Below are 19,660 nucleotides of genomic sequence, written 5' to 3'. Positions count from 1 at the left end.
CAGATGTCTGCTCCGAACCCGGGCACCACGTCGAGCCAGAACGCCGCGACGATCCCGCAGGCCAGTTCGGTCCCGAAGCTCCGCTTCGAGTCGGCCGCTCCCGAATCGCTCACCGTCGACGTGCTTGTCATCGCGGTGCAGCAGGGGGAGGAGTCGATCGAATTCGGCCAGGCTGCTCTTGGCGACACGATCACCGAGGCGCTCGCCGAAACTGCCAGTGCCCTCGGGTTCACCGGGAAGACCGAATCCACCCTCCGTCTTCCCGCGCCCTCGGGCGTCGCCGCGCGCTCCGTGCTCCTCGTCGGCCTGGGCGCGATTTCCGAGCAGAAGCTCGGCCCGCTCGAACGCCGCAATCGCTTGCGCCGATGCGCTGGGGTCGCTCTGCGCACGCTCGACTCGGTCGGCACCGCCGCGCTCGCCTTCCCCGTCCAAGACGAGGCGGAGTCCGAAGCGGTCGCGATGGGCGCGCTACTCGGGGCATACCGCTTTACCTCGTACAAAACAGCCGCGCCGTCGAAGCAAGCGCTCGAACAAATCTCCGTGCACGTCGATGGCGGCTCCACGGCGTCCGCCGACCACGTGCACACGGTCGCAACCGCGGTGCTCGCAACACGAGACCTCGTGAATCAACCACCCTCAGATTTGTACCCGCAATCCTTTGCTGATCAGGTGATCCGCGAGGCGGAAGCAGATGATCTCGCGGGCAAGGTCACCGTCGAAGTCATCGATGAGGTCGAGTTGGCAGCACGAGGCTTCGGTGGCCTGATCGGAATCGGAAGCGGCTCGATTCGGCCGCCCCGACTCGTGAAAGTCAGTTACACGCCGAGCGTGGATGCACCGCTTATTGCGCTCGTCGGCAAGGGCATCACCTTCGACTCCGGCGGCATCTCGCTGAAGCCCGCCGCGAAGATGGAGAACATGAAGTCGGACATGGCCGGGGCCGCGGCCGCGGTTCACTCGCTCTTCGCGATCGCGCGCCTTGGGCTCCCGATTCGAGTGACAGCGTGGCTCGCGCTCGCGGAGAACATGCCCTCAGGCTCATCGGTTCGTCCCGCCGACGTGCTGCGCATCTATGGAGGCACCACGGTTGAGGTGACGAATACCGATGCCGAAGGTCGGCTCGTGCTCGCCGATGCACTCGTTGCGGCGGCGGAGGAATCGCCCGACTTCCTGGTCGACATCGCGACCCTCACGGGAGCACAGGTCGCCGCGCTCGGCCGACGAACCTCCGGGATCATGGGCAGTGAGGCTGCGCAAGCACGAATGTCTCGTGCCGCCGAGACCGCTGGTGAGCCGATGTGGGCGATGCCGATCCCCGAAGAGGTTCGTGCGTACTTCGACTCGAACACGGCAGACATGAAGAACGCGGGCGCGCCCGCCGCGGGCATGCTCGCTGCCGCAGCGTTCCTGCGCGACTTCGTTGACGAGCACATGGAGTGGGCGCACCTCGATATCGCTGGCCCCGCCTTCAACTCCGAGTCCGCCTACGGCTTCACCGGTCTTGGCGGCACGGGAGTCTCGGTGCGCACCCTCGTGGAGTTCGCTCGATCGGTCGTCGAATCGTGAGGCACGCGCCCGAATATTCGCAAAGCGACGAAGCCGCAATTCGAGCGCTCATTCGTGAGTACCCGTGGGGAACGATCGTGAGCTCAGTGCCGGGCAAAGGGCTCGTCGCCTCGCATTATCCGCTCCTCCTCGAAGAAGGCGACGAAGCCCTCACGCTCGTGAGCCACGTGGGCCGCCCGGACGAGCAACTGCACGAGCTCGGCCAGCACGAACTGATGGTCATCGTCTACGGTCCGCACGGCTACATTTCGCCGGGTTGGTACGAGACGGCCCCCGCGGTGCCGACGTGGAATTTCGCCGTCGCGCACCTCTACGGCACCCCCGAGCTGCTCTCCGACGAGGAGAACCTTCGAGTGCTCGATCGACTGGTTGCGCATTTCGAGTCGCCGCTCCCAGAGCCGTTCCTGCTGCACCAGACGCTTGAGAACACGAACTACGCGGAGCGGATCGTGCATGGCACCGTCGGGTTTCGTTTGCGGGTCGAGCGGTTCGAAGCAAAAGAGAAGATGAGCCAGGACAAGCCGGCCGAAGTCGTTGCGCGCGTGATTGCAGCGCTCAAGAGCCCTGGCCCGTACCAGAACACTGATTTGGCGGAGCGCATGACGCGCACGCATGGAAAGGAACGCAGCGCATGACCGTTTTCGTAGGAGTCCGAGACATGGTCGCCTGGATCTCACGCATGGGCACCGAGCGAATCATGGCGGAGTTGGCCGAGGTGATCGAATCGGATTTCCGGCGCTGGGAGTCGTTCGACAAGAGCGAGCGCGTCGCGAATCACACCCCGTTCGGCGTGATCGAACTGATGCCGATCAGCGATCCGGATCTGTACGCGTTCAAGTACGTCAACGGGCACCCCTTCAACCCGGTTCGCGGATACCAGACGGTCACCGCATTTGGAGTGCTCTCGGAGGTGCACAACGGGTACCCGGTTTTTCTGGCCGAGATGACCGTGCTGACCGCCTTGCGCACGGCGGCGACCTCGGCGATGGTCGCGCGCACACTCGCCCGGCCGGACTCAGAAGTCATGGCGATGATCGGTGCGGGGAGCCAAGCGGAGTTCCAGGCGCTGGCGTTCCGGGCGGTGCTCGGTATTCGGCGATTGCGAATCTTCGATGTCGACGCGGCCGCTTCGGAGAAGGTCCTCAACAACCTTGCGCCACTTGGCTTCGAAGTCGAGGTGTGCGCCTCTGCCTCGGAGGCCGCATCGGGTGCTGACATCGTCACGACCTGCACGGCCGACAAGGTTGTCGCTCAGGTGCTGCACGATGCCGACGTGGCCCCTGGCATGCACATCAATTCGATCGGCGGCGACTGCCCCGGAAAGACCGAACTCGACCCGAAGATTCTCGAGCGCGGGCCGGTCTTCGTGGAGTTCCCGCCGCAGACGCGGATCGAGGGCGAAATTCAGAACGTCGCCGACGACTTCCCGGTCGTCGAGTTCTGGAAGGTCCTGCTCGGCCGTGAGCCTGGTCGCACGAGTGCCGAACAGGTCACGATTTTCGATTCCGTCGGATTCGCCATCGAAGACTACTCAGCGCTGCGCTACCTTCGCGACAGCATTGCTGGCACCGACCTCGCCCGCGAAATCGACCTCGTCGCTGATCCCGAAAACCCGAAAGATCTCTTCGGATTCTCAACCTCGCCTGTGCCCGTCGTGTGAGCTGGAAATACCGGGTAATTGGAATTCTTGCGGCGGGGAGGCGCACCGCAGAACAACGTGAGGGGGCGGTGCTCAGGCTTTGCCCGAGGCGCGATTTGAGCGCTGATTGATGTGAACCGAGAATTTTGAGCGCTCAAGTCCACGAATTGATGCCTTCGAAGTACTCGATAATCCATTCGCGTTCCTCGGGCGATGTGGTGCCCTTGCTGAAGTCGACCACGATGCGATGCCACCGGTACACGTCGGTGAGTGATTCGGCATGCTTTTTCGCATTTGCGTTGCTCTCGAACCGAGTGATCTCAGCTTGATCGGAGATCCAGCCTTCGATGCATCCATCAAGTCCTGAACAAATCTCTTGCGTGTCTTGTGCTGCCCTCGTCATTGGGATCGAATCCAGTTCGACGAGTTCAGCGATCGTCCAGCTCGCGAAGTCCCATCCAGGTTCAGGGGCTGGGAGACAGCTCGTCGTCGTAAGGACCAGAGCAATTGAAAGCACCGCTCCAAGACTTCTTTTTCGTTGTTTCATGTTGTGCATCTATCGACCTCTTGCAGATTCCCAGTTGCATCGGTGCGATGGCAACCCAACTGACCAACCCCGCGTATGAAGGACGTGCTGCCCCTTTGCGAACGCCACCACAGGGCTCATTTTTGATGCTGACGCTCCGGTCCAGGTCAAGATTCTCGTTTCAGTCGGCTGAGCTTTTCGCACAGCCTTCGGCTATGTCGAAGAATGGATACCCTCAAAAATTTCAATCGCAACCGTTCTCTCTTCAGGGGTCGCTTCGCCCTTGCTGAAATCGAGCACAATTCGATGCCATCGATGAAAATCGGTGAGCTGCTCGGTGGATTCTTTTGCAAGTTTGTTGCTCTCGAATCGGGTGATCTGGGCTTGATCCGTGAACCACCCTTCCACGCACCCGTCCTTGCCGTCACAGATGCCGACTGTGTCTTCGTGCGCATTGGTCATCAGATCCGGGGTTTCCTGGATGATCTCCTCGATCGTAAAGTCTGCTTTGTCCCACCCTGGAACAGGCGCAGGCAAACAACTGGAGGTCGTGAATACGACAGCGGCTACTACCAGGCTTCCTATAATCCTTCTCGACGTGTCCATTGCTGTGCGCTACTTTCCACCTGCGGAATGCCAATTACAGACATGTCGTGCAACTGCAACGGACCAGTGCTTCGTACGATTCGGTCGCCATTTCTCAAGGTTCCAAACGCCTCCGCCGGCGACATCGAACACTCCGCCGAGCGCGTGGCATTCAAACTGCTGACGTTGGCTCGGCTTGTTCAACGCGACCGCCACTTTTGAGCTCCAGTGCACGGCTTCGGACCAACCCTGCGTATTCAGGACCTGCTGCCCCTTTGCGAACGCAACCACCGGGCTCATATTTGGTGTTGACGCTCCGGTCCAGACAACGCGTCCCCAGGTACTTGGGGTGAGGTTGACGCGTGCCTGCCGCGCTTCGGAAGTAACCGTGATTGTGTGAAACAGGTTGCCTCCTTGCCAAGGGTCGGCCACGATCGGATACGCGAAATTGCTCGATGTGTGGTCGACGACCTGGGTGAGGCTCGAGCCTCTGACCTCGAAGTGTGTTGGCACTTCGCGGCCGTTCGCGTCGAAGGCCCACGCTGGATCAATACCACCGAGATACGCGCCAACTCCGTCGAGAATTACGACAAAGCCTTCAGAAGTGAGTTCTAAGGACGCGCCTCCCTCGGCCGAATAGTCGAAGTCGAAGCGCGTCGGCGCATCGGTGTTTTCGAGGACCAAGTTGATCTGGAGGGAACCATCGGAGTGGGCGAGCGGGACGACGTTGTAGTCGCTGGCATCGGAATACACGATGTCGCCGCTGCTTGAATCAGCAGCGGTGCCAGGGAGTGCGCCCGATATCTCGAACGATCCGTGACGAGACGTCACTTCGATCTCGGGGTCTTCAGCGCCTGAGATCACAACGAGTTCGTCATCTTCGCCAGATGTGAGCGTGTCAGATTCGGCTGAGAACAGCGCTGCGTCCTGAGTCGCCTGGACTTCTGGCAGCGACGAGTTGGCCGCCAAATTGGCAATCGCCTCAACTGCTTCGTCCACATTCGAATCTGTGGTTTCTGTAGCGCTCGCAGGCAGTACGAGACTGGATGTGAGCGCGATCGATGCGAATGCAACGAGAACTCTCGGAATCACGCGCGCACGTGCAACGCGGATTGTCGAATGTTGCCGAAGGTGGTTGAAAGACATTGGGTCCTTTCGTTGTTTCTTGAGGTAGTCGCAGGATACGAACTCAACAGCTCGAATTGGGCTCCAATGTCGAGGCGCTTTGGCGATATACCAGTCCGCGCCTGGCACCGAAGATTTTCGTCCTGCGCGATGAGCCACCGGATTTCGCTTCGGTGCTCTCAGAATCGGCAGTGCTCTCCGCTTCGCTCGGATGATTCCTCGCGCAAAAACGAAGGGCGGTGTCGAAGACTTCGTCGCAGCGCGCCTCGTCGCGACCGCGTAATGCATGCGAATTATGGACACAAGCAACGCATCGAAAACGCAATGGTCAGAGTCGTGCAAATCGAGCTCGGCGGTCTCTGCGCTGCTGAGGAATCTCGCAGTGAGACGTTTAATCGGCATCGCGAGTATTGCGCTGTTCGCGCTGCTCGTGCGGGTATCTCAGCGACGACCTCATCGAGCGCATGCTCGAAGAGTTTCGCACCCACTGCGGCAGCGATCCTGGGGGTTGCGAACCACTCACGACCATGACGGCGGAGCTCCTTCAAGCATTCGGAATGAGCGCGGAAGTCACGATCGATGTCATCGAACAGGACGAACAGCGCGCCAAACTCTTCGTCACCGATGTCGATGGTGGAGACTGCGGCACGGTGGTGCTCGAACGAACCCTCACGCAGTGGATGATCACTGAAGACAGCGCAGGGTGCTCGACGTAAATCGGGAGGCGGCCAGCACAGTTCGCGCTCCGTTGCTCCGCGCAGCTTTGAGGGCCATCACTCGCGTGGAAGCGAGCGTGCCGCGCTTATCCGACGAGCGGACCACCGCGCTTCCAGTACCCGAGGAACGACACGCGCTCCTTCTCGATCCCGAGCTCGCTCGTGAGGTAGCGCCGAATCGTCGTCGTCACCCCGGCTTCTCCCGCGATCCAGGCATAGAAATCAGGAGCGCTCGTCATTGCAGGTCCGGTGCTCGCACCCCACTCGCGAACCGCTGCCTCGATTGCACGCGTATCGTCACTCGCTCGCTGCACGAGCCGAACCCGCGCGCTCGCGGGCGCGTCAGGCGTGACGATGTCGTCGTCGAGATCAGCGCACTCCAAGATGACGTCGATATCGGCCTCGTCGCCGAGTGATGTGAGAATGCCGCGCACGGCGGGGAACGCGGTTTCATCTGCGATGAGCAGGAACCGTCGCGCCGAGCCGGGTTGCCAATGCAGTCCGTAGCCGGTCCAGCCCATACGGGAGTCTGGTCCGTTCACGACGACGCGGTCGCCTGGCCGTGCGGATGCAGCCCACGCCGACGCGGGCCCGGCCGGCTCGTGGAGGAAGAAGTCGATGTCGATTTCTCGCTCTGCAGCCCGAATGGCAGAGGGCGTGTAGGTGCGCAGCACATTGCGCTCCGGCTCTGGGAGCGCCCGCCACCGCGTGTACCAGTCCGAAGGGTGCGGGGTCGGCTCATCGAGCAGACCGAAATCGGCGATGCGCCCGTCTGCGAGCGGGAGCACGACCTTGATGCGCTGATCGGTGCCCCAGTCGGCGAAATACTGAAGGCTGTCGCCTCCGAAGGTGAGGCGCACGAAATTCGGACTGAGCATCGTGCGCGCTCGTACCTCGACGGGAAACGCGCTGTAAGCCCAGGGGCGTTCCGCGGTCACGAGCGGCTCCGCTGTGGCGCTGATCCCCGCAACGGCACGACCAGTGGGCCGCCGGTCACCGGGTCGGGGATCACGACGTTCGCGAGCCCGAAGATCTCCTGCACCCGCTGGCTCGTGATGACCTGTTCCGGGGGTCCCTCGGCGACGATCGCTCCGTCTCGCATCGCGATGATGTGCGTCGCATAACGTGCGGCGTGATTGAGATCGTGCAGGACCGCCACGAGCGTACGTCGCTGCCCGTTCAGTTGCGCGAAGAGTTCCATGAGCTCCACCTGGTGCGCGACATCGAGGAACGTCGTTGGTTCATCGAGCAGCAGTAGGTCGGTCTCCTGCGCGAGCACCATCGCAACCCACACGCGCTGACGCTGCCCACCGGAGAGTGCATCGACGGGTCGGGCGGCAAGGTCGGCGGTGCCGGTCGCTTCGAGGGCTTCGTCCACTGCTCGCTCATCGGCCTCCGACCATTGGCGCATCAAGTTCTGGTGCGGGTAGCGTCCGCGGGCAACGAGATCAGCAACCGTGATGCCATCAGGGGCGATCGCGCTCTGCGGCAGAAGCCCGAGCCGCCGGGCGACCTCCTTCGCGGGGTACGAGTTGATGGTCTGGCCATCGAGTACGACGCGGCCGCTCGAGGGGGAGAGCAGCCGCGAGAGCCCGCGGAGCAACGTCGATTTTCCGCAGGCGTTCGGGCCGATGATCACGGTGAAGCCACCTGTCGGCACGGTCACGGAAAGGTCGTGAACGATCTCGCGCCGGTCGTACGAGAGGCTGATCGACTCCGCGGACAGACGAGTGGGTGCTGCGGGGTCGAGTGGGTTCGTGAACTCAGGCACGGCGACGGATCTCCAAAACGATCATGAGAACGAGGTAGGCGCCACCAACCGAGACGGTGACGACGCCGACGGGCAAGGGGGTTGGCAGCACGTGCTGCGCAATGAGGTCGGCACCGAGCAGCAGAACCCCGCCGATCAGCCCGGAGAGCATGAGCGACAAGTGCGGGGTGCGAGCGATGAGGCGCGAGATCTGTGGTGCCGCGAGTGAGACGAAGGCGATTGGTCCCGCCACGGTCGTCGCGGCGGCGACGAGCACGACGCCAGTGAGAAGCGCGAATGCTCTGACCGCTGAGGGGCGAGCGCCCGTCGCTGCCGCCATGTCGTCGCCGAGGCTCAGTTGCCGGAGTCGAGGCACGAGTGCGAACGCCAAAAGAACAAACGGCAGTGCGCACAGCAGTGCTCCAGCAAGCGGACCGGCGGTGACGCCGTTCAGCGATCCCGTGCCCCAGGCCGATGCGAACATCGCGGTTTCGAGTTCGATCTGGAGCAGCATCCAGGTGTTGATCGAGGCGAGGATCGCGGCGACGCCGATCCCGACCACGATAAGTCGGAACCCCTGGATGCCACCGCGCGCAGCGAGCGCCCAGATGAGGAGCGCGGTGGCGAAGCCGCCGAGGAGCGCCCCTGTGGTCAGGACCGGCCAACTCCCGGAAACCAGGATGAGCGCGAGCAGCATTCCCGTGAACGCACCGTTCGAGAGACCGAGAATGTCGGGGCTCGCGAGCGGATTCCGAGTCACCGTTTGGAACAATGCACCGGCGATCCCGAGGATGGCTCCGATGGTGATTGCTGCGGTGGCGCGGGGGAGGCGCCAGTCGATGACCACGGTGCGATCGATCTGGGCTCCACCGCCGAGCAGGGTGTTGACGACTTCGAGCGGCGTGAGCGGGTAGGTGCCGAGCCCGAGGGAAAGGACGCCGAGGATGCACAGTGCACCCAGCGCTGAGAGCCCGACGGCGATACTGCGCACCCGCAGCGGAATCCGAATTGGCCCGAGTGCGAGGACCTTGCGCCGATATCCGACATTGCTCGCGGCACTCCCGCGCAGCGACGTCACAGCGCGCTCGCGTTTCGCCGGCGTGCCAACAGGATCAGCACGGGTGCTCCGACCACTGCGGCGACGATTCCGACGGGGACTTCGGCCGGGGCGATGATGACGCGGCCGAGGACATCGGCCAGGAGCAGGATCACCGGCGCCAGGAGTGCAGCAAGGGGCAGAATTGCTCGCTGGTCAACCCCGAAGGTCCATCGGATGACGTGCGGCACCATAAGGCCGATGAACGAGATCGGTCCGGCGAGCGCGGTCGCAGAGCCCGCGAGCAGCGTGACCGCGACGATAACTCCGAGTCGAATTCCGAGCACGTTCGCGCCCTGCGACCGCGCGACGTCTTCGCCGAGTCCGACGGCGTTGAGGCCGGGGGCAAGGAAGAGGGCGATCAGGATGCCGACGACCACGAAGGGGAGGACCGGCAGGATCGCATCGAGCCCGCGCCCGAGCAGTGATCCAGCGTTCCAGCTCCGCATCGAATCGAAGGCGTCTGGGTTGCTCAGCGAAAGCCCCGTGGTGATTCCCGAGAGCACGGCACCGAGTGCAACCCCGGCGAGGGTGAGTCGCAGCGGGTCGGCTGAGCCACGCCCGGAGGAGCCGATCAGGTAGACCGCGATGGTCACGATGAGTGCTCCTGCGAACGCGAACCAGACGAACTGCGAAACATCGCGAAGCCCGAGCAACGTGATGCCGAGTGCAACGGCGAGGGCTGCGCCTGCGTTCACACCGAGGATGCCGGGGTCGGCGAGCGGGTTTCGAGTGAACGCTTGAATGAGCGCTCCCGCAATACCGAGTGCGGCGCCCGCTACGAGGCCCGTGATGGTGCGAGGAATCCGCAGGTCGAACACGATGTAGTTCGTTTCGGTATTCCCCTCACCCAGCAGCGTGTTCCAGACCGTTGAGACAGACAGCGGGTTCGCGCCGACCGCGAGTGAGAGCAGGACCGCGAGGACGAGCACGGCCAGAAGGACGAGCATCCCTCCGGCCGTGCGCGCACCGCGCCGACGACGCTGCGTGCGAGGAATCGCCGCATTGGCACCGACCGCAGCGAAGGGGCGAGCAGTTACGTTCGCGCGCTCGTCGGTGTCGAGGTGGAGCGTCACCGGGTCGTTTCGAGATACGTCTCAATATCGTCGAGGACTGCTTGCGCACCCTTCGGCCCGACGCCCGACACCCAGTAGCTGGTGTCGACCGGGGTGACCGCAGGGAAGGCGTCCGCGTTTTGAGTGATCGCAGCGGGAATCTCCGAAGGATCGTTGACGTCGGTCACGGTGACGAACACGTGATCGGCCTGTGCGGCAAGGATGTTCTCCGGTGAGAGGTCTGCCTGCAGCCCATCGGCCCAGTCTTGCTCCGGGATGGTGAATCCGACACATTCGAGCAGGCTGCCTGAGAACGAGACGGGCCCGTAGAGGCTCAGCGTGGTTTCGTCGCGCGGTCTGATGAGCTGCACTGTGTCGTCGTCGATCGCGAACTCTTCGGCGAGAGCCTCGCAGCGAGCATCGACGTCATCGAGGAGGTCTGCGACCTCGTCCTGACGGTTCAATGCCTCGCCGATCAGGAGCGCGTTGTCTCGCCACGGGTCGGCCTGTGTTTCGATGAACACTGTGGGCGCGATCGCATCGAGCTGTTCGTAGAGCGCTGAATGGCGTGATTCAGTGCCGAGAATGAGGTCGGGCTGCAGCGCTGCGATTGCTTCGAGGTCGGGCTCCGGCACAGTGCCGACCGGCTCGACGCCGTCGGCGCGGAGGTAGGCGGGTGCGCCGGCAACGTTGCTTGCAACCGCGGCCCCGACTGGCACGATGCCGATAGCGACCGCGGTGTCGAGTTCGAGTGGCTCGAGGGTCACGACTCGTTGTGGATCAAGAGGGACGACCGCGGTGCCGCGCGCGTGCTGTACCTCATGCGTTGCATCAGCAGTTGGTGATTCTTCCGCGGACGGTCCATTGGTGGCGCAGCCGGAGAGCAGTAGGACGACTGCGGCAGAGGCGGCGAAGAACACGCTTGAATTGCGGGGGCGTGAGGGCATGACTGATCTTCTTCCGTGCTTGGGTAGCGAGTTAGGGTAGCCTTAGTAAGGCTATCCTAACTTACGCACTGCGCACGGCGCCCCTCGCGATTCAGCCCTGGCGTGCTTTAAAGCGCGGGTTGAGTTTGTTGATCACGAACACGCGTCCTCGTCGTCGGACGACCTGCGAGCCCGGCATCTTCTTCATCGACTTCAGCGAGTTGCGAACCTTCATCATTCCTCCTTGTTTAATGAGAATCATTCTCATATAGAGTAGTTCACTATGACGGATGTCAACAAAACTCGCCGGACCCGAGGGCTCGCAGTCACGCTCGTGTGTGGTGCGAACGAGCGATCGAACCAAAGCGTCGGGGAAATTCTGAGCGGCGCCACCATGAGCGGCGGTCATGCTGAGGTCTATAGCCCTGGTGCCTCGGTGCTCCAGTTCGCGAGCGATCTCGCGGAGCATTTCCTATCGAGCTTTGAAGACGGGTTGCGGGGTCATTCCGTCACCTTGCTCGCACCCGAGACTGAAGTCGTTGAGACAGCGCTGGTCATCGAGCACTGTTTCATGCACCAGGCGCCGAACGCGCAGATCGGTATCCGTGAGATCGCGGTCGTCACCTCGCGCGCGGAAGTGCTCGAAACGCTGCTCGACCCGATTGAACGAGAGCGCTCGTCTCCCGGGTTCGAGGATTTTTCCGCGCCAGGGACGTTGGCCCGTCGGCTCGAGTTCGCGAGTTTGATCGTGCTGACGGATCCAATCAACAGCGTGACGCCCCGTGAGCGTGATCGCGTGGCGAGGTTCTTGCGCAACCTCTCACCGTATGCGCGCGTCCAGGACTTGTGGGAGATTTCGAAACCCTCTGGGAATCCTGGGTGGCCGCGAAGTCTTGCACGACGTCAATCTCACTGTCGCTGCGGGCGAATTCCTCGGACTCATCGGCCCCAATGGGGCGGGCAAGACCACGTTGCTGCGATCAATGCTCGGGCTGGTTCCGAGATCCGCGGGCTCGATCACGATCGTCGATACGCATCCGAAGAACGCTCGGCGTCAGATCGGGTACGTCCCCCAGCGGCTGGAGTTCGCGTGGGATTTCCCGATCAGCGTCGAAGAGGTCGTGCTCTCGGGAAGAACGACATCCATCGGTTGGTTGCGACGAGCCGGTCGTGCCGACTATCGCGCCGTGCGCGACGCGCTCGACCGCGTCAAGATGACGGCGTTGCGCCATCGCCCGATCGGCGAGCTCTCGGGTGGGCAGCGTCAGCGTGTTTTGGTGGCACGCGCCCTCGCGCTGCGGCCGAAGCTGCTCCTCCTCGACGAGCCGTTCACCGGGCTCGACATCCCAACGCAAGAGATGCTGACCGACCTCTTCAAATCACTCGCAGCAGAAGGCACTGCCATCATCATGACAACCCACGACCTCATTGGCGCAACCACTGACTGCTCCCGTTTGGCGCTGATTCAGAAGACCGTGATCGCAGATGGAGCTCCCTCTGCGCTCACCGACCCTGCGCTCTGGATCCAGACGTTCGGGTTCCGTGAAACCTCGCCGCTGCTCAACATTTTGGGAGCACGATCATGCTGAGCTTTCCTGAATTCATCCAAGACCTCTTCAACCCGCTGCTGTCGTTTCTGCCGAAGGCGCTCCTGATCGCAACGCTCTCGTCGATCGTGTGCGGCGTGATCGGCTCGCACGTGGTCCTGCGGGGGATGGCGTTCATCGGTGATGCGGTTGCGCACGCGGTCTTCCCTGGGCTCGCGATCGCCTTCGTCCTCCAGGGTTCACTCGTGCTCGGAGGAATGGTCGCGGGCGTCATCACCGCGATCCTCGTCGCGATCTTCTCTCAGAATCGGCGACTGAAAGAAGACAGCGTGATCGGAATCTTCTTCGTCGCGGCATTCGCGCTGGGGATCGTGATCATCTCCAGATCGCCCGGTTACTCCGGTTCGCTGCAGAGCTTCCTGTTCGGGTCGATCACAGGTATTCCTGATGAAGATGTCTTCGTCGTCGCTCTTGCCGGTTCGATACTCGTGGCGCTCGCGCTGCTGTTCCACAAGGAAATCGTCGCGACCAGCCTCGACCGGGAGATGGCTCGTTCGATCGGGCTCCCCGTGTTCTGGATCGACCTCGGCCTGTACGTGATGGTGACGGTTGCGGTCGTCATTTCAGTGCAGACCATCGGCAACGTCTTGGTGCTGGCGCTCCTGATCGTTCCGGCGGCGACCGCGAGACTCCTCACTGATCGACTCGGCGTCATGATGACGCTCGCACCCCTGCTCGGAGCGTTTTCCGCGCTGATCGGCGTCTACTTGTCGTGGTCGCTCGACCTCCCGACCGGAGGAACGATCGTGCTGACCGCAACGGTGCTGTTCTTGCTGACGTGGTTCTTCGCTCCACGGCATGGTCTGTTTCGCCGCCGTCGAGCTCGAGCATCTGCAAGCAGTTCGTCTGATATTTCCGGCGGCGTGACAGCCGAGCACGTGGGGAGCAACGCATGAGTGCAAACGAAATCCGAATCGTCGACATCGGCGAAGTCGACGAGCTCGTTGTTCTGTTCGTGCACGCTTCGCTCGAACGGATGGGAACGGCTCCGATGCTGAAGGAGGCATCGATCGGCGAGGCCGAATTCGCGGTCACCGCGTACCGCGCTCACGAGCCGGGCACAATCGCGCGAGCTGCGATCCAGGACGGCGAGATCGTCGGTCTGGTCTGCGCCAGGCTGATGGAGATCGGGGTCGATCATCCCGGGTACACGTATTTGCCCGAGTCGTTCGTGAACGTTGCTGTGAGCGGTTGGCATTTTCGAGATGCCGCAGCGCTCGACCACCTTCCTCGCCTGCTGGAGCCCGTGCGCTTTCGAGCGAGGGAGCTCGGTATCACTCGGCTTAGTGTCGATACGAGAGCGGGCGATTGGCTCGGGCAGTCCGCGTGGGCGGCGCTTGGGCTCCGGAAAGACAATGTGCTTGCTGGCCGAACCTCGAAGCTTTCACTCAGCGCACCCTTGAACGCGGTCGATGTTCGCGAAGCCCGAGCAGAGGACATCGAGGCAATTGTCGGTTTGACGTTCGAGCAGTACGCATTTCACGCGGACTTCACCCGAAGCGGCATGCGCGCAGACCAAGTCGCTGAGCCGACTCGCCGAATGGTGGAGGAACTGCTCGACCCGACGACATCGAGTGCCTGCTTTGTGGCACTTGTGCACGGGGAAGTTGTCGCTTGCATTTCGAGCTACGCGTTGAGCGTTTCGGATGGCCTGCCAGCGACTGCGTGGGTTCCTCGATCGCATGGGTACATCGGGCTCGCAAGTGTGAGTCCGCTGCATCGAAGCGCTGGCATCGGGAGATCGCTGGTGGTGCGGGTTATGCAGCAGCTCTCGGACTCGGGTCACGAATATGTCCTGCTGAATTACACCGACGATAACCACATGTCGCGAAGCTTTTGGCAAAGCCATGGTTTCACCACGATCACAGAGTCATTCACGGGGCACATTCTCTAGATTCGTTGGGAACTGCAGGGTCGCGGTGCTGAGTGATCGTCAACGACGAAGGGCGGGCCAGGTCTCAACGACCTGACCCGCCCTTCATCATCGAGAAACGATTACGGCATCGTGAGGACTGCCTTGACCGCTGCGCCACTCTGGGTGTCAGCGATTGCCTGGTCGATCTGGTCGAAGGAGTACTTCGAAACGAGGCGGTCGAAAGGGAACTCGCCTGCGGCAAACAGCGCGAGCAGCTCGGGGATGAACACTCGCGGCACCGAGTCACCCTCGATCGCGCCGACGAGTGTCTTGCCCGTGCCCGAAACGAGTCCGAGTGAGATCTGAGCGTCCGGCTTCGGAACCCCGACCACTGCGATCTGCGCGCCCATTCGCGTTCCGGCGACGAGGTTCGCGATCACGGGCGTGATTGCAGTCGTATCGACGGCGTATGAAGCACCGAGGCCGTCGGTGAACTCCATCAGCTTCGCAACGACGTCTTCTTCTTTGCCGTTGATCGTGTGGGTCGCGCCGAGCTCGCGAGCGAGTTCAAGCCGTTCCGGGATCACGTCGACCGCGATGATGGTCGTTGCGCCGGCAACCTTCGCGCCCATGATCGCGGAAAGGCCAACCGCTCCGGTACCGGCAACGACGATGCTCGACCCGGCGGGAACGTTCAAGGAGTTCATGACGGTTCCGGCACCGGTCTGGATGCCGCAGCCGAGCGGTCCGACGATGTCGAGCGGGACCGACTTGGGGACCTTGACTGCGTTGCGAGCCGAGACGATGGCGTGCGTTGCGAAGGAGGACTGTCCGAAGAAGCTGCCGTGTACGACGCCATCAGCGTTCGAGAGCGTTGGGGAGCCGTCTTCGCGCACGCCACCGAAGTTCAGCAGCATGAAGTTGAGGCAGTATGCGGCCCGGCCGGTGAGGCAGTGATCGCAGTGCCCACACGCGGCGAAGGAGAGTCCGACGTGGTCGCCGACGGCGAGGTCGGTGACGGCGGATCCTGTCTTTTCGACAACGCCAGCGCCCTCGTGGCCGAGCACGAAGGGGAACGCCGCGGGGATGTGACCGTGCTGCACTGCGAGGTCGGTGTGGCAGAGACCGGTTGCGACAATCTTGACGAGAATCTCGTCGGGCCGGATCTCGTCGAGCACAACATCTTCGAACGAGAACGAGGCGTCGACGCCGTGAAGGACCGCGGCGCGGGCTGTAGTGGACATGTGAATCCTTTCGAACTCGGTCCTGGCCGCGGGTGGCAGTCGAACCGACCTTGATTTGAGTGCATCAGCGTTGGTGCGCTCCAAGCCTACAACTGTGCAACAGGTGTCGCATAGTTGGGAAGGCGTGCCAGTCGACCGGCGGAAGCGAGGTCGCGATCGTCCGAATGGGTGCGGGTTTCGGAGCTCAGGCAGCGGCCTAGCATGGAGGAATGGACCCACGGTTTCTCCGCTCGCGTGACGCACTCCGCGAAGCGGTGCTCGGGCTTGCGGCCGAAACCCCGGGAACCGAACTCACCGCAGACGCAATCAGTCGCGCTGCAGGGGTGACTCGAGCGACCTTGTATCGCCACGCTGCATCTCCGGTCGCCCTGCTCGCGGATGCGCTCGCCGCCGACCTGCATGCGCTGATTCTGAGTCAGCAGGATGCAACCGGCGAGATCGTCACCCCCGACGGGCTCCGTGGGTCGGTGCGCTTACTCGTCGCGCACATCGCCGAGCTGGCAGACGTGTATCGAAACCTCATGGAGCCTTCGCTCTTGCCGCTCGTGCGCGCAAACCTCGAATGCGTCGTGAGTGGTGCCCTTGCGGAGCACCTTCTCCGCCACCCGGAGATTCTGCCGACGAGTATTGCGCCGGACGATGCGCTCGCCGTGCAGGTCATTGCCTCATTCTCGGCAGCGGGTGTCATCGGAGTGCTCGAACTCTGGCTTGCGCAGCCTGAACTCGACATCGACCGTGGCACGGCGCTCATGCTCGCGGCCGCGCCGCAGCTCTGGTTCGACGCCGACGGGTCTAGAACGTAGCTCGCGCGCTGAGTGCTTGCGCTCAGCTCTCACGGAGATCTTCACGCCCCGGTATGCCTGCCCCTGGCGCGAGTTACTGCAGCACGGCGTCGAGTGCGTTTGCCACCACGCCGAGTACCGTTGCCATGCCCATGATCAAGATGCCGATGCCGCTTTTGAGCGGCACGGGGTGCTGGCCCCGCCATTCACGCCGAATGAAGTACGTAGCAACCCCGCCGAGGAGCAATGCCAAGGTTGGCGGGAGGGCAACGAGGCTCAGCGTGACGGTGGTGAGCCCATGGTCGCTGGTCGCGGTGCGGAGCATCGTGATCAGGATCGTCAATGACGTCCCGATGGAGCAAAAGAACAACCACCGTTGCGTTGCGAGTGAGGGGTTCCCCGTCCGGTCCTTCAGCATCGAGCGGAAAAGTCCGACGAGTGTTCCCAAGAGCGCGATGATCGCAAGGCCAAGGGCGGTCGTCCATATCGCTCCCGGAATCATCGAAGGGCTCCTTGCTGCACCGAGGCAGGTGATGTGGTCGGCGCAAACTCCGTGCGGACGGTGAATCTCGCGTCCATCGTTGCACACATGAAAAATCTCGGACCGGGATGTTCGTGCTCGAGCCGCGCGTCCGAGCGCATCGAAAATCTTTTAGACGCGTGTCCATAAATTGTTATGCTGAGTGCGTGACTCGCGCTCCAGATCCACGTCCTGCACGGACCAGGGCGTCGATCCTTGCCGCAGTTGAGGCGCTCACCCAGCGCGAAGCCGAGGTGACGATCGCGAACATCGTCGCCGAGGCAGGGGTCGCGCGAGCAACCTTCTACACGCACTTCCGCGACCTTGATGACGTCGTGATGGCGGTCTTGACTCGAGCATTCGAAGCAATCGAAACGCTCGACCTCGAACTTCGGAAGACGCTTTCGCCGCTCGAAACCGCGCGCACCACCACGCGCATGCTGGTCGCAGAATTCGTGACGCGGCGAGAACTGTATGCGAGCTTGCTGCGGGGAACGTCGCGCGGCCAAGTATTGACTGCAATGCATCGTGCATTTGCATCGCAAGCGCTCGAAACGATGCAGGCCACGGTGCCGGAATCGCTCGACCCGCAGACCGCCGCAGACTACGTCGCGGGTGGCTCGATCGCCGTATTGAGCGCCTGGCTCTCCAGCGAGCGACCGATCACTCCCGACCATTTGCAGGTGCAGTTGCTCGCCCTGCTCCCAGCCTGGCTCCTCACCGATGAGGGGCACTACGAAAGGAACGCACAATGACTCGTACATACCTCGTGACCGGCTCCGCATCGGGCATCGGCAAGGCGACTGCGCAGAAGCTCCGTGACGACGGACACCGAGTCATCGGCGTCGATCTGCATGATGCAGACATCGAAGTTGACCTCACCACGAACGAAGGTCGCGCCGAGCTCGTCTCGAAGGCAACGGAGCTCAGCGGCGGAGTGCTCGACGGTGTGCTCGCAATCGCCGGTCTGGTTGTCCCCGCACCAGTGACGGTTGCGGTGAATCACTTCGGGGCCGTCGCGACGCTCGAAGGATTGCGGCCCCTGCTTGCAGCCTCCGACGCTCCACGAGCCGCGGTCGTTGCATCGCTCGCAGCTCTGGAATCGGTCGATGACGAGCTGCTGCGATTGCTCGAAGCCGGCGACGAAGCCGCCGCACTCGCGCATGCGGAATCACTGGGTGCCACCGCGAACGCGACCGGATCGAGTGTGCTCTACACAACCTCGAAGTTGTCGATCGCGCGCTGGATTCGCAAGCACGCTCCGACATCCGAGTGGGCGAAGGCAGGCATCGCGCTGAACGGTGTTGCCCCTGGCGTGATCCTGACGCCCATGACTGCTGCGGCGCTCGAAACCGAGGAGGGGCGTGCAGCGCTCGACGAGGGTGCGCCAGCTCCGTACGGCGGACCTGCAGCCGACCCGAAGGCAGTTGCAAACCTTCTCGCGTGGCTGACGAGTAGCGAGAACCTCTACGTCACCGGTCAGATCGTGTTCGTCGACGGTGGAGCCGAAAGCATCCGCCGCCCAGAGCTTGTCTAAGTTCTTCAACCGTTCTCGACCCTGAGGCAAACCAATACGAGCCCCGTTCTCTCGGGAGAGCGGGGCTTGTGCTGTGCGCAAGTTGGGCTTCGACGGCGTGGTGGGACACTTCGATGCTCATCCGAGGTTCTCTCGACGTGCACTCGATGATGAGCGGCCACTGCTCGCTTGGGACATCACGGTGTCGAGGAGTTGTGATTCCTCGTCGCGGGAGAGCCCGGAGCGGCGTGTTCGGTCGAGTCCTCGCTCTGATTCGTCCTGGAGCACACGGGCGAGCGTCTTGTCGACGGGCATCAGCGAGCCGCCGCTGCGAAGAAATTTCGCGTTGTCGCGCTGGGCGAAGCCGCCGTCGTCCAGAGGAAGCCAAAGCGGCAGCGATCGAGGCCCGGCCCAAAAATTCACGCCCTCGTTCATGAGAAACGCGTCTTCGGCTGTGACGAAGACACCCGAGAAGTCGGCGACGGTGGCCGCGATTTCGAAGAACTGCGCCATCGGGATTGGATTGCCGACGACATTGAAGATTCCCGTGCGATTCGATGATGCGGCCGTTGCGATCCAGCGTGCGAGATCGGTGACATCGACGACCTGCACAAACCGTCGATCAAACGACGGCACGAGCACTCGGCCACCGCGCTGCAGACGCATCGGCCAGTATCCGAAACGGTCGCTCGGGTCCCCGGGCCCGACGATGAGTCCAGGGCGCGCGACGAGCAGTCGATCTCCGAGCTGATCAATACTGGCAATCTCTGCAGCAGCCTTCGCGTCCGGATACTGATCGAGGTCGAGTGGCGCAACGAGTCTCGATTCCTCGTCCGCGTGCGGTGCATCATTGTCGGCATACACCGAGACACTCGAGACGAGCGTCCAATGTGCCGCTCGGTGTGCGAGGGCAGAGAGAGCGGAACGAACAAGATCCGGTTCGTAGGCCAGTTCGATGACCGCGTCGAAATCGCCGGTGATTCCGTCGTACGCATCGGGCTGCTGTCGATCGGCCTGCAGCAGCGTGGAGCCCTCAACAGTCGGCCCAGACTCGCCCCGAGCGAGGCAGGTGACGTCAGCGCCTCGAGCGAGGAGAGCGCGTACGATCTCGCGACCGAGCCAAGCGGTTCCTCCGAGCACAAGTGCTCGCAT

22 protein-coding genes are annotated in these 19,660 nt (G+C 62.7%); 10 read left to right on the top strand and 12 right to left on the bottom strand.

Annotated features, from left to right (window positions below; all coding sequences use genetic code 11):
• Positions 1 to 3 precede the first annotated feature (3 nt).
• Genes U2H20_RS04320 through U2H20_RS04310 form a run of 3 tightly spaced genes read left to right on the top strand, consistent with a single transcriptional unit; the run spans position 4 to position 3,226 of the window.
• Entirely contained in the window at positions 4 to 1,566 is a 1,563-nt protein-coding gene (locus tag U2H20_RS04320; protein ID WP_430593268.1) for a leucyl aminopeptidase, read from the top strand.
• Positions 1,563 to 2,201 (top strand): FMN-binding negative transcriptional regulator, encoded by a 639-nt coding sequence (locus tag U2H20_RS04315; protein ID WP_430593267.1) that lies wholly within the window; start codon positions 1,563 to 1,565, stop codon positions 2,199 to 2,201. Before U2H20_RS04320 ends, U2H20_RS04315 begins: the two co-directional genes overlap by 4 nt.
• The gene (locus tag U2H20_RS04310; RefSeq protein ID WP_430593266.1) at positions 2,198 to 3,226 is read left to right on the top strand and encodes an ornithine cyclodeaminase; all 1,029 of its coding nucleotides are present in this window, start codon (positions 2,198 to 2,200) and stop codon (positions 3,224 to 3,226) included. Before U2H20_RS04315 ends, U2H20_RS04310 begins: the two co-directional genes overlap by 4 nt.
• A gap of 133 nt (positions 3,227 to 3,359) precedes the next feature.
• On the opposite strand, the gene U2H20_RS04305 is transcribed toward U2H20_RS04310, so the two are convergent.
• From U2H20_RS04305 to U2H20_RS04295, 3 genes are all read right to left on the bottom strand, one after another.
• Positions 3,360 to 3,722, bottom strand: coding sequence for a hypothetical protein (locus U2H20_RS04305; RefSeq protein WP_430593265.1), 363 nt, complete (start codon positions 3,720 to 3,722; stop codon positions 3,360 to 3,362).
• Positions 3,723 to 3,944: 222 nt separating this feature from the next.
• Positions 3,945 to 4,337 carry a hypothetical protein gene (locus U2H20_RS04300; RefSeq protein ID WP_430593264.1) on the bottom strand — a complete coding sequence of 131 codons (393 nt, stop codon included), beginning with the start codon at positions 4,335 to 4,337 and terminating at the stop codon, positions 3,945 to 3,947.
• A gap of 9 nt (positions 4,338 to 4,346) precedes the next feature.
• Entirely contained in the window at positions 4,347 to 5,315 is a 969-nt protein-coding gene (locus U2H20_RS04295; protein WP_430593263.1) for a DUF2599 domain-containing protein, read from the bottom strand.
• Between the two features lie 653 nt (positions 5,316 to 5,968).
• On the opposite strand from U2H20_RS04295, the gene U2H20_RS04290 reads away from it, so the two are divergent.
• On the top strand, positions 5,969 to 6,157 hold the full coding sequence (locus U2H20_RS04290; RefSeq protein ID WP_430593262.1) for a hypothetical protein: 189 nt from the start codon (positions 5,969 to 5,971) through the stop codon (positions 6,155 to 6,157).
• A gap of 86 nt (positions 6,158 to 6,243) precedes the next feature.
• Here the strand turns inward: U2H20_RS04290 and U2H20_RS04285 are convergent, their stop codons facing one another.
• The 6 genes from U2H20_RS04285 to ykgO form a co-directional block, all read right to left on the bottom strand.
• Positions 6,244 to 7,095 (bottom strand): siderophore-interacting protein, encoded by an 852-nt coding sequence (locus tag U2H20_RS04285; RefSeq protein WP_430593261.1) that lies wholly within the window; start codon positions 7,093 to 7,095, stop codon positions 6,244 to 6,246.
• On the bottom strand, positions 7,092 to 7,928 hold the full coding sequence (locus U2H20_RS04280) for an ABC transporter ATP-binding protein (protein ID WP_430593260.1): 837 nt from the start codon (positions 7,926 to 7,928) through the stop codon (positions 7,092 to 7,094). The genes U2H20_RS04285 and U2H20_RS04280 overlap by 4 nt, the downstream gene beginning before the upstream one ends.
• On the bottom strand, positions 7,921 to 8,985 hold the full coding sequence (locus tag U2H20_RS04275; RefSeq protein WP_430593259.1) for a FecCD family ABC transporter permease: 1,065 nt from the start codon (positions 8,983 to 8,985) through the stop codon (positions 7,921 to 7,923). Before U2H20_RS04275 ends, U2H20_RS04280 begins: the two co-directional genes overlap by 8 nt.
• Positions 8,982 to 10,079, bottom strand: coding sequence for an iron chelate uptake ABC transporter family permease subunit (locus U2H20_RS04270; protein ID WP_430593258.1), 1,098 nt, complete (start codon positions 10,077 to 10,079; stop codon positions 8,982 to 8,984). The genes U2H20_RS04275 and U2H20_RS04270 overlap by 4 nt, the downstream gene beginning before the upstream one ends.
• Complete coding sequence (locus U2H20_RS04265; protein ID WP_430593257.1) at positions 10,076 to 11,005, bottom strand: ABC transporter substrate-binding protein; 930 nt, start codon at positions 11,003 to 11,005, stop codon at positions 10,076 to 10,078. The genes U2H20_RS04270 and U2H20_RS04265 overlap by 4 nt, the downstream gene beginning before the upstream one ends.
• Before the next feature lie 91 nt (positions 11,006 to 11,096).
• Positions 11,097 to 11,219, bottom strand: coding sequence for a type B 50S ribosomal protein L36 (gene ykgO / locus U2H20_RS04260; protein WP_066043286.1), 123 nt, complete (start codon positions 11,217 to 11,219; stop codon positions 11,097 to 11,099).
• A gap of 658 nt (positions 11,220 to 11,877) precedes the next feature.
• Between ykgO and U2H20_RS04255 the strand changes: the two genes are divergently transcribed.
• From U2H20_RS04255 to U2H20_RS04245, 3 genes are read left to right on the top strand one after another with little or no spacing between them, the layout of a single operon-like run.
• Positions 11,878 to 12,573, top strand: coding sequence for an anchored repeat-type ABC transporter ATP-binding subunit (locus tag U2H20_RS04255; protein ID WP_430593256.1), 696 nt, complete (start codon positions 11,878 to 11,880; stop codon positions 12,571 to 12,573).
• Positions 12,567 to 13,487 carry an anchored repeat-type ABC transporter permease subunit gene (locus U2H20_RS04250; protein ID WP_430593255.1) on the top strand — a complete coding sequence of 307 codons (921 nt, stop codon included), beginning with the start codon at positions 12,567 to 12,569 and terminating at the stop codon, positions 13,485 to 13,487. The genes U2H20_RS04255 and U2H20_RS04250 overlap by 7 nt, the downstream gene beginning before the upstream one ends.
• Positions 13,484 to 14,485, top strand: coding sequence for a GNAT family N-acetyltransferase (locus U2H20_RS04245; RefSeq protein ID WP_430593254.1), 1,002 nt, complete (start codon positions 13,484 to 13,486; stop codon positions 14,483 to 14,485). The genes U2H20_RS04250 and U2H20_RS04245 overlap by 4 nt, the downstream gene beginning before the upstream one ends.
• Before the next feature lie 101 nt (positions 14,486 to 14,586).
• On the opposite strand, the gene U2H20_RS04240 is transcribed toward U2H20_RS04245, so the two are convergent.
• Complete coding sequence (locus U2H20_RS04240) at positions 14,587 to 15,690, bottom strand: NAD(P)-dependent alcohol dehydrogenase (protein WP_430593253.1); 1,104 nt, start codon at positions 15,688 to 15,690, stop codon at positions 14,587 to 14,589.
• Between the two features lie 209 nt (positions 15,691 to 15,899).
• On the opposite strand from U2H20_RS04240, the gene U2H20_RS04235 reads away from it, so the two are divergent.
• Positions 15,900 to 16,493, top strand: coding sequence for a hypothetical protein (locus U2H20_RS04235; protein WP_430593252.1), 594 nt, complete (start codon positions 15,900 to 15,902; stop codon positions 16,491 to 16,493).
• Between the two features lie 73 nt (positions 16,494 to 16,566).
• On the opposite strand, the gene U2H20_RS04230 is transcribed toward U2H20_RS04235, so the two are convergent.
• Positions 16,567 to 16,974: a hypothetical protein gene (locus U2H20_RS04230; protein ID WP_430593251.1), complete on the bottom strand. Its 408-nt coding sequence runs from the start codon at positions 16,972 to 16,974 to the stop codon at positions 16,567 to 16,569.
• 185 nt (positions 16,975 to 17,159) lie between these two features.
• Here U2H20_RS04230 and U2H20_RS04225 point away from each other — a divergent pair, with 185 nt between their 5' ends.
• Positions 17,160 to 17,747, top strand: a complete 588-nt coding sequence (locus U2H20_RS04225) for a TetR/AcrR family transcriptional regulator (protein ID WP_430593250.1) — start codon at positions 17,160 to 17,162, stop codon at positions 17,745 to 17,747.
• Complete coding sequence (locus U2H20_RS04220) at positions 17,744 to 18,529, top strand: SDR family oxidoreductase (RefSeq protein ID WP_430593249.1); 786 nt, start codon at positions 17,744 to 17,746, stop codon at positions 18,527 to 18,529. The genes U2H20_RS04225 and U2H20_RS04220 overlap by 4 nt, the downstream gene beginning before the upstream one ends.
• Positions 18,530 to 18,646: 117 nt before the next feature.
• Here the strand turns inward: U2H20_RS04220 and U2H20_RS04215 are convergent, their stop codons facing one another.
• Complete coding sequence (locus U2H20_RS04215) at positions 18,647 to 19,660, bottom strand: NAD-dependent epimerase/dehydratase family protein (protein WP_430593248.1); 1,014 nt, start codon at positions 19,658 to 19,660, stop codon at positions 18,647 to 18,649.

Source organism: Humidisolicoccus flavus (assembly GCF_045689595.1).
Taxonomy (GTDB): Bacteria; Actinomycetota; Actinomycetes; order Actinomycetales; family Microbacteriaceae; genus Humidisolicoccus; species Humidisolicoccus flavus.
Note: the sequence above shows the minus strand (reverse complement) of the source record. Positions and strands in the feature narration are given on the sequence as shown.

Bases quoted from the DNA above. Each gene is read 5' to 3' on its own strand.
- U2H20_RS04265 (WP_430593257.1), bottom strand. From the start codon at position 11,005: ATGCCCTCACGCCCCCGCAATTCAAGCGTGTTCTTCGCCGCCTCTGCC.
- U2H20_RS04230 (WP_430593251.1), bottom strand. From the start codon at position 16,974: ATGATTCCGGGAGCGATATGGACGACCGCCCTTGGCCTTGCGATCATC.
- U2H20_RS04290 (WP_430593262.1), top strand. From the start codon at position 5,969: ATGACGGCGGAGCTCCTTCAAGCATTCGGAATGAGCGCGGAAGTCACG.
- U2H20_RS04245 (WP_430593254.1), top strand. From the start codon at position 13,484: ATGAGTGCAAACGAAATCCGAATCGTCGACATCGGCGAAGTCGACGAG.
- U2H20_RS04250 (WP_430593255.1), top strand. From the start codon at position 12,567: ATGCTGAGCTTTCCTGAATTCATCCAAGACCTCTTCAACCCGCTGCTG.
- U2H20_RS04235 (WP_430593252.1), top strand. From the start codon at position 15,900: ATGGACCCACGGTTTCTCCGCTCGCGTGACGCACTCCGCGAAGCGGTG.
- U2H20_RS04300 (WP_430593264.1), bottom strand. From the start codon at position 4,337: ATGGACACGTCGAGAAGGATTATAGGAAGCCTGGTAGTAGCCGCTGTC.
- U2H20_RS04220 (WP_430593249.1), top strand. From the start codon at position 17,744: ATGACTCGTACATACCTCGTGACCGGCTCCGCATCGGGCATCGGCAAG.
- ykgO (WP_066043286.1), bottom strand. From the start codon at position 11,219: ATGAAGGTTCGCAACTCGCTGAAGTCGATGAAGAAGATGCCGGGCTCG.
- U2H20_RS04310 (WP_430593266.1), top strand. From the start codon at position 2,198: ATGACCGTTTTCGTAGGAGTCCGAGACATGGTCGCCTGGATCTCACGC.
- U2H20_RS04215 (WP_430593248.1), bottom strand. From the start codon at position 19,660: ATGCGAGCACTTGTGCTCGGAGGAACCGCTTGGCTCGGTCGCGAGATC.
- U2H20_RS04240 (WP_430593253.1), bottom strand. From the start codon at position 15,690: ATGTCCACTACAGCCCGCGCCGCGGTCCTTCACGGCGTCGACGCCTCG.
- U2H20_RS04320 (WP_430593268.1), top strand. From the start codon at position 4: ATGTCTGCTCCGAACCCGGGCACCACGTCGAGCCAGAACGCCGCGACG.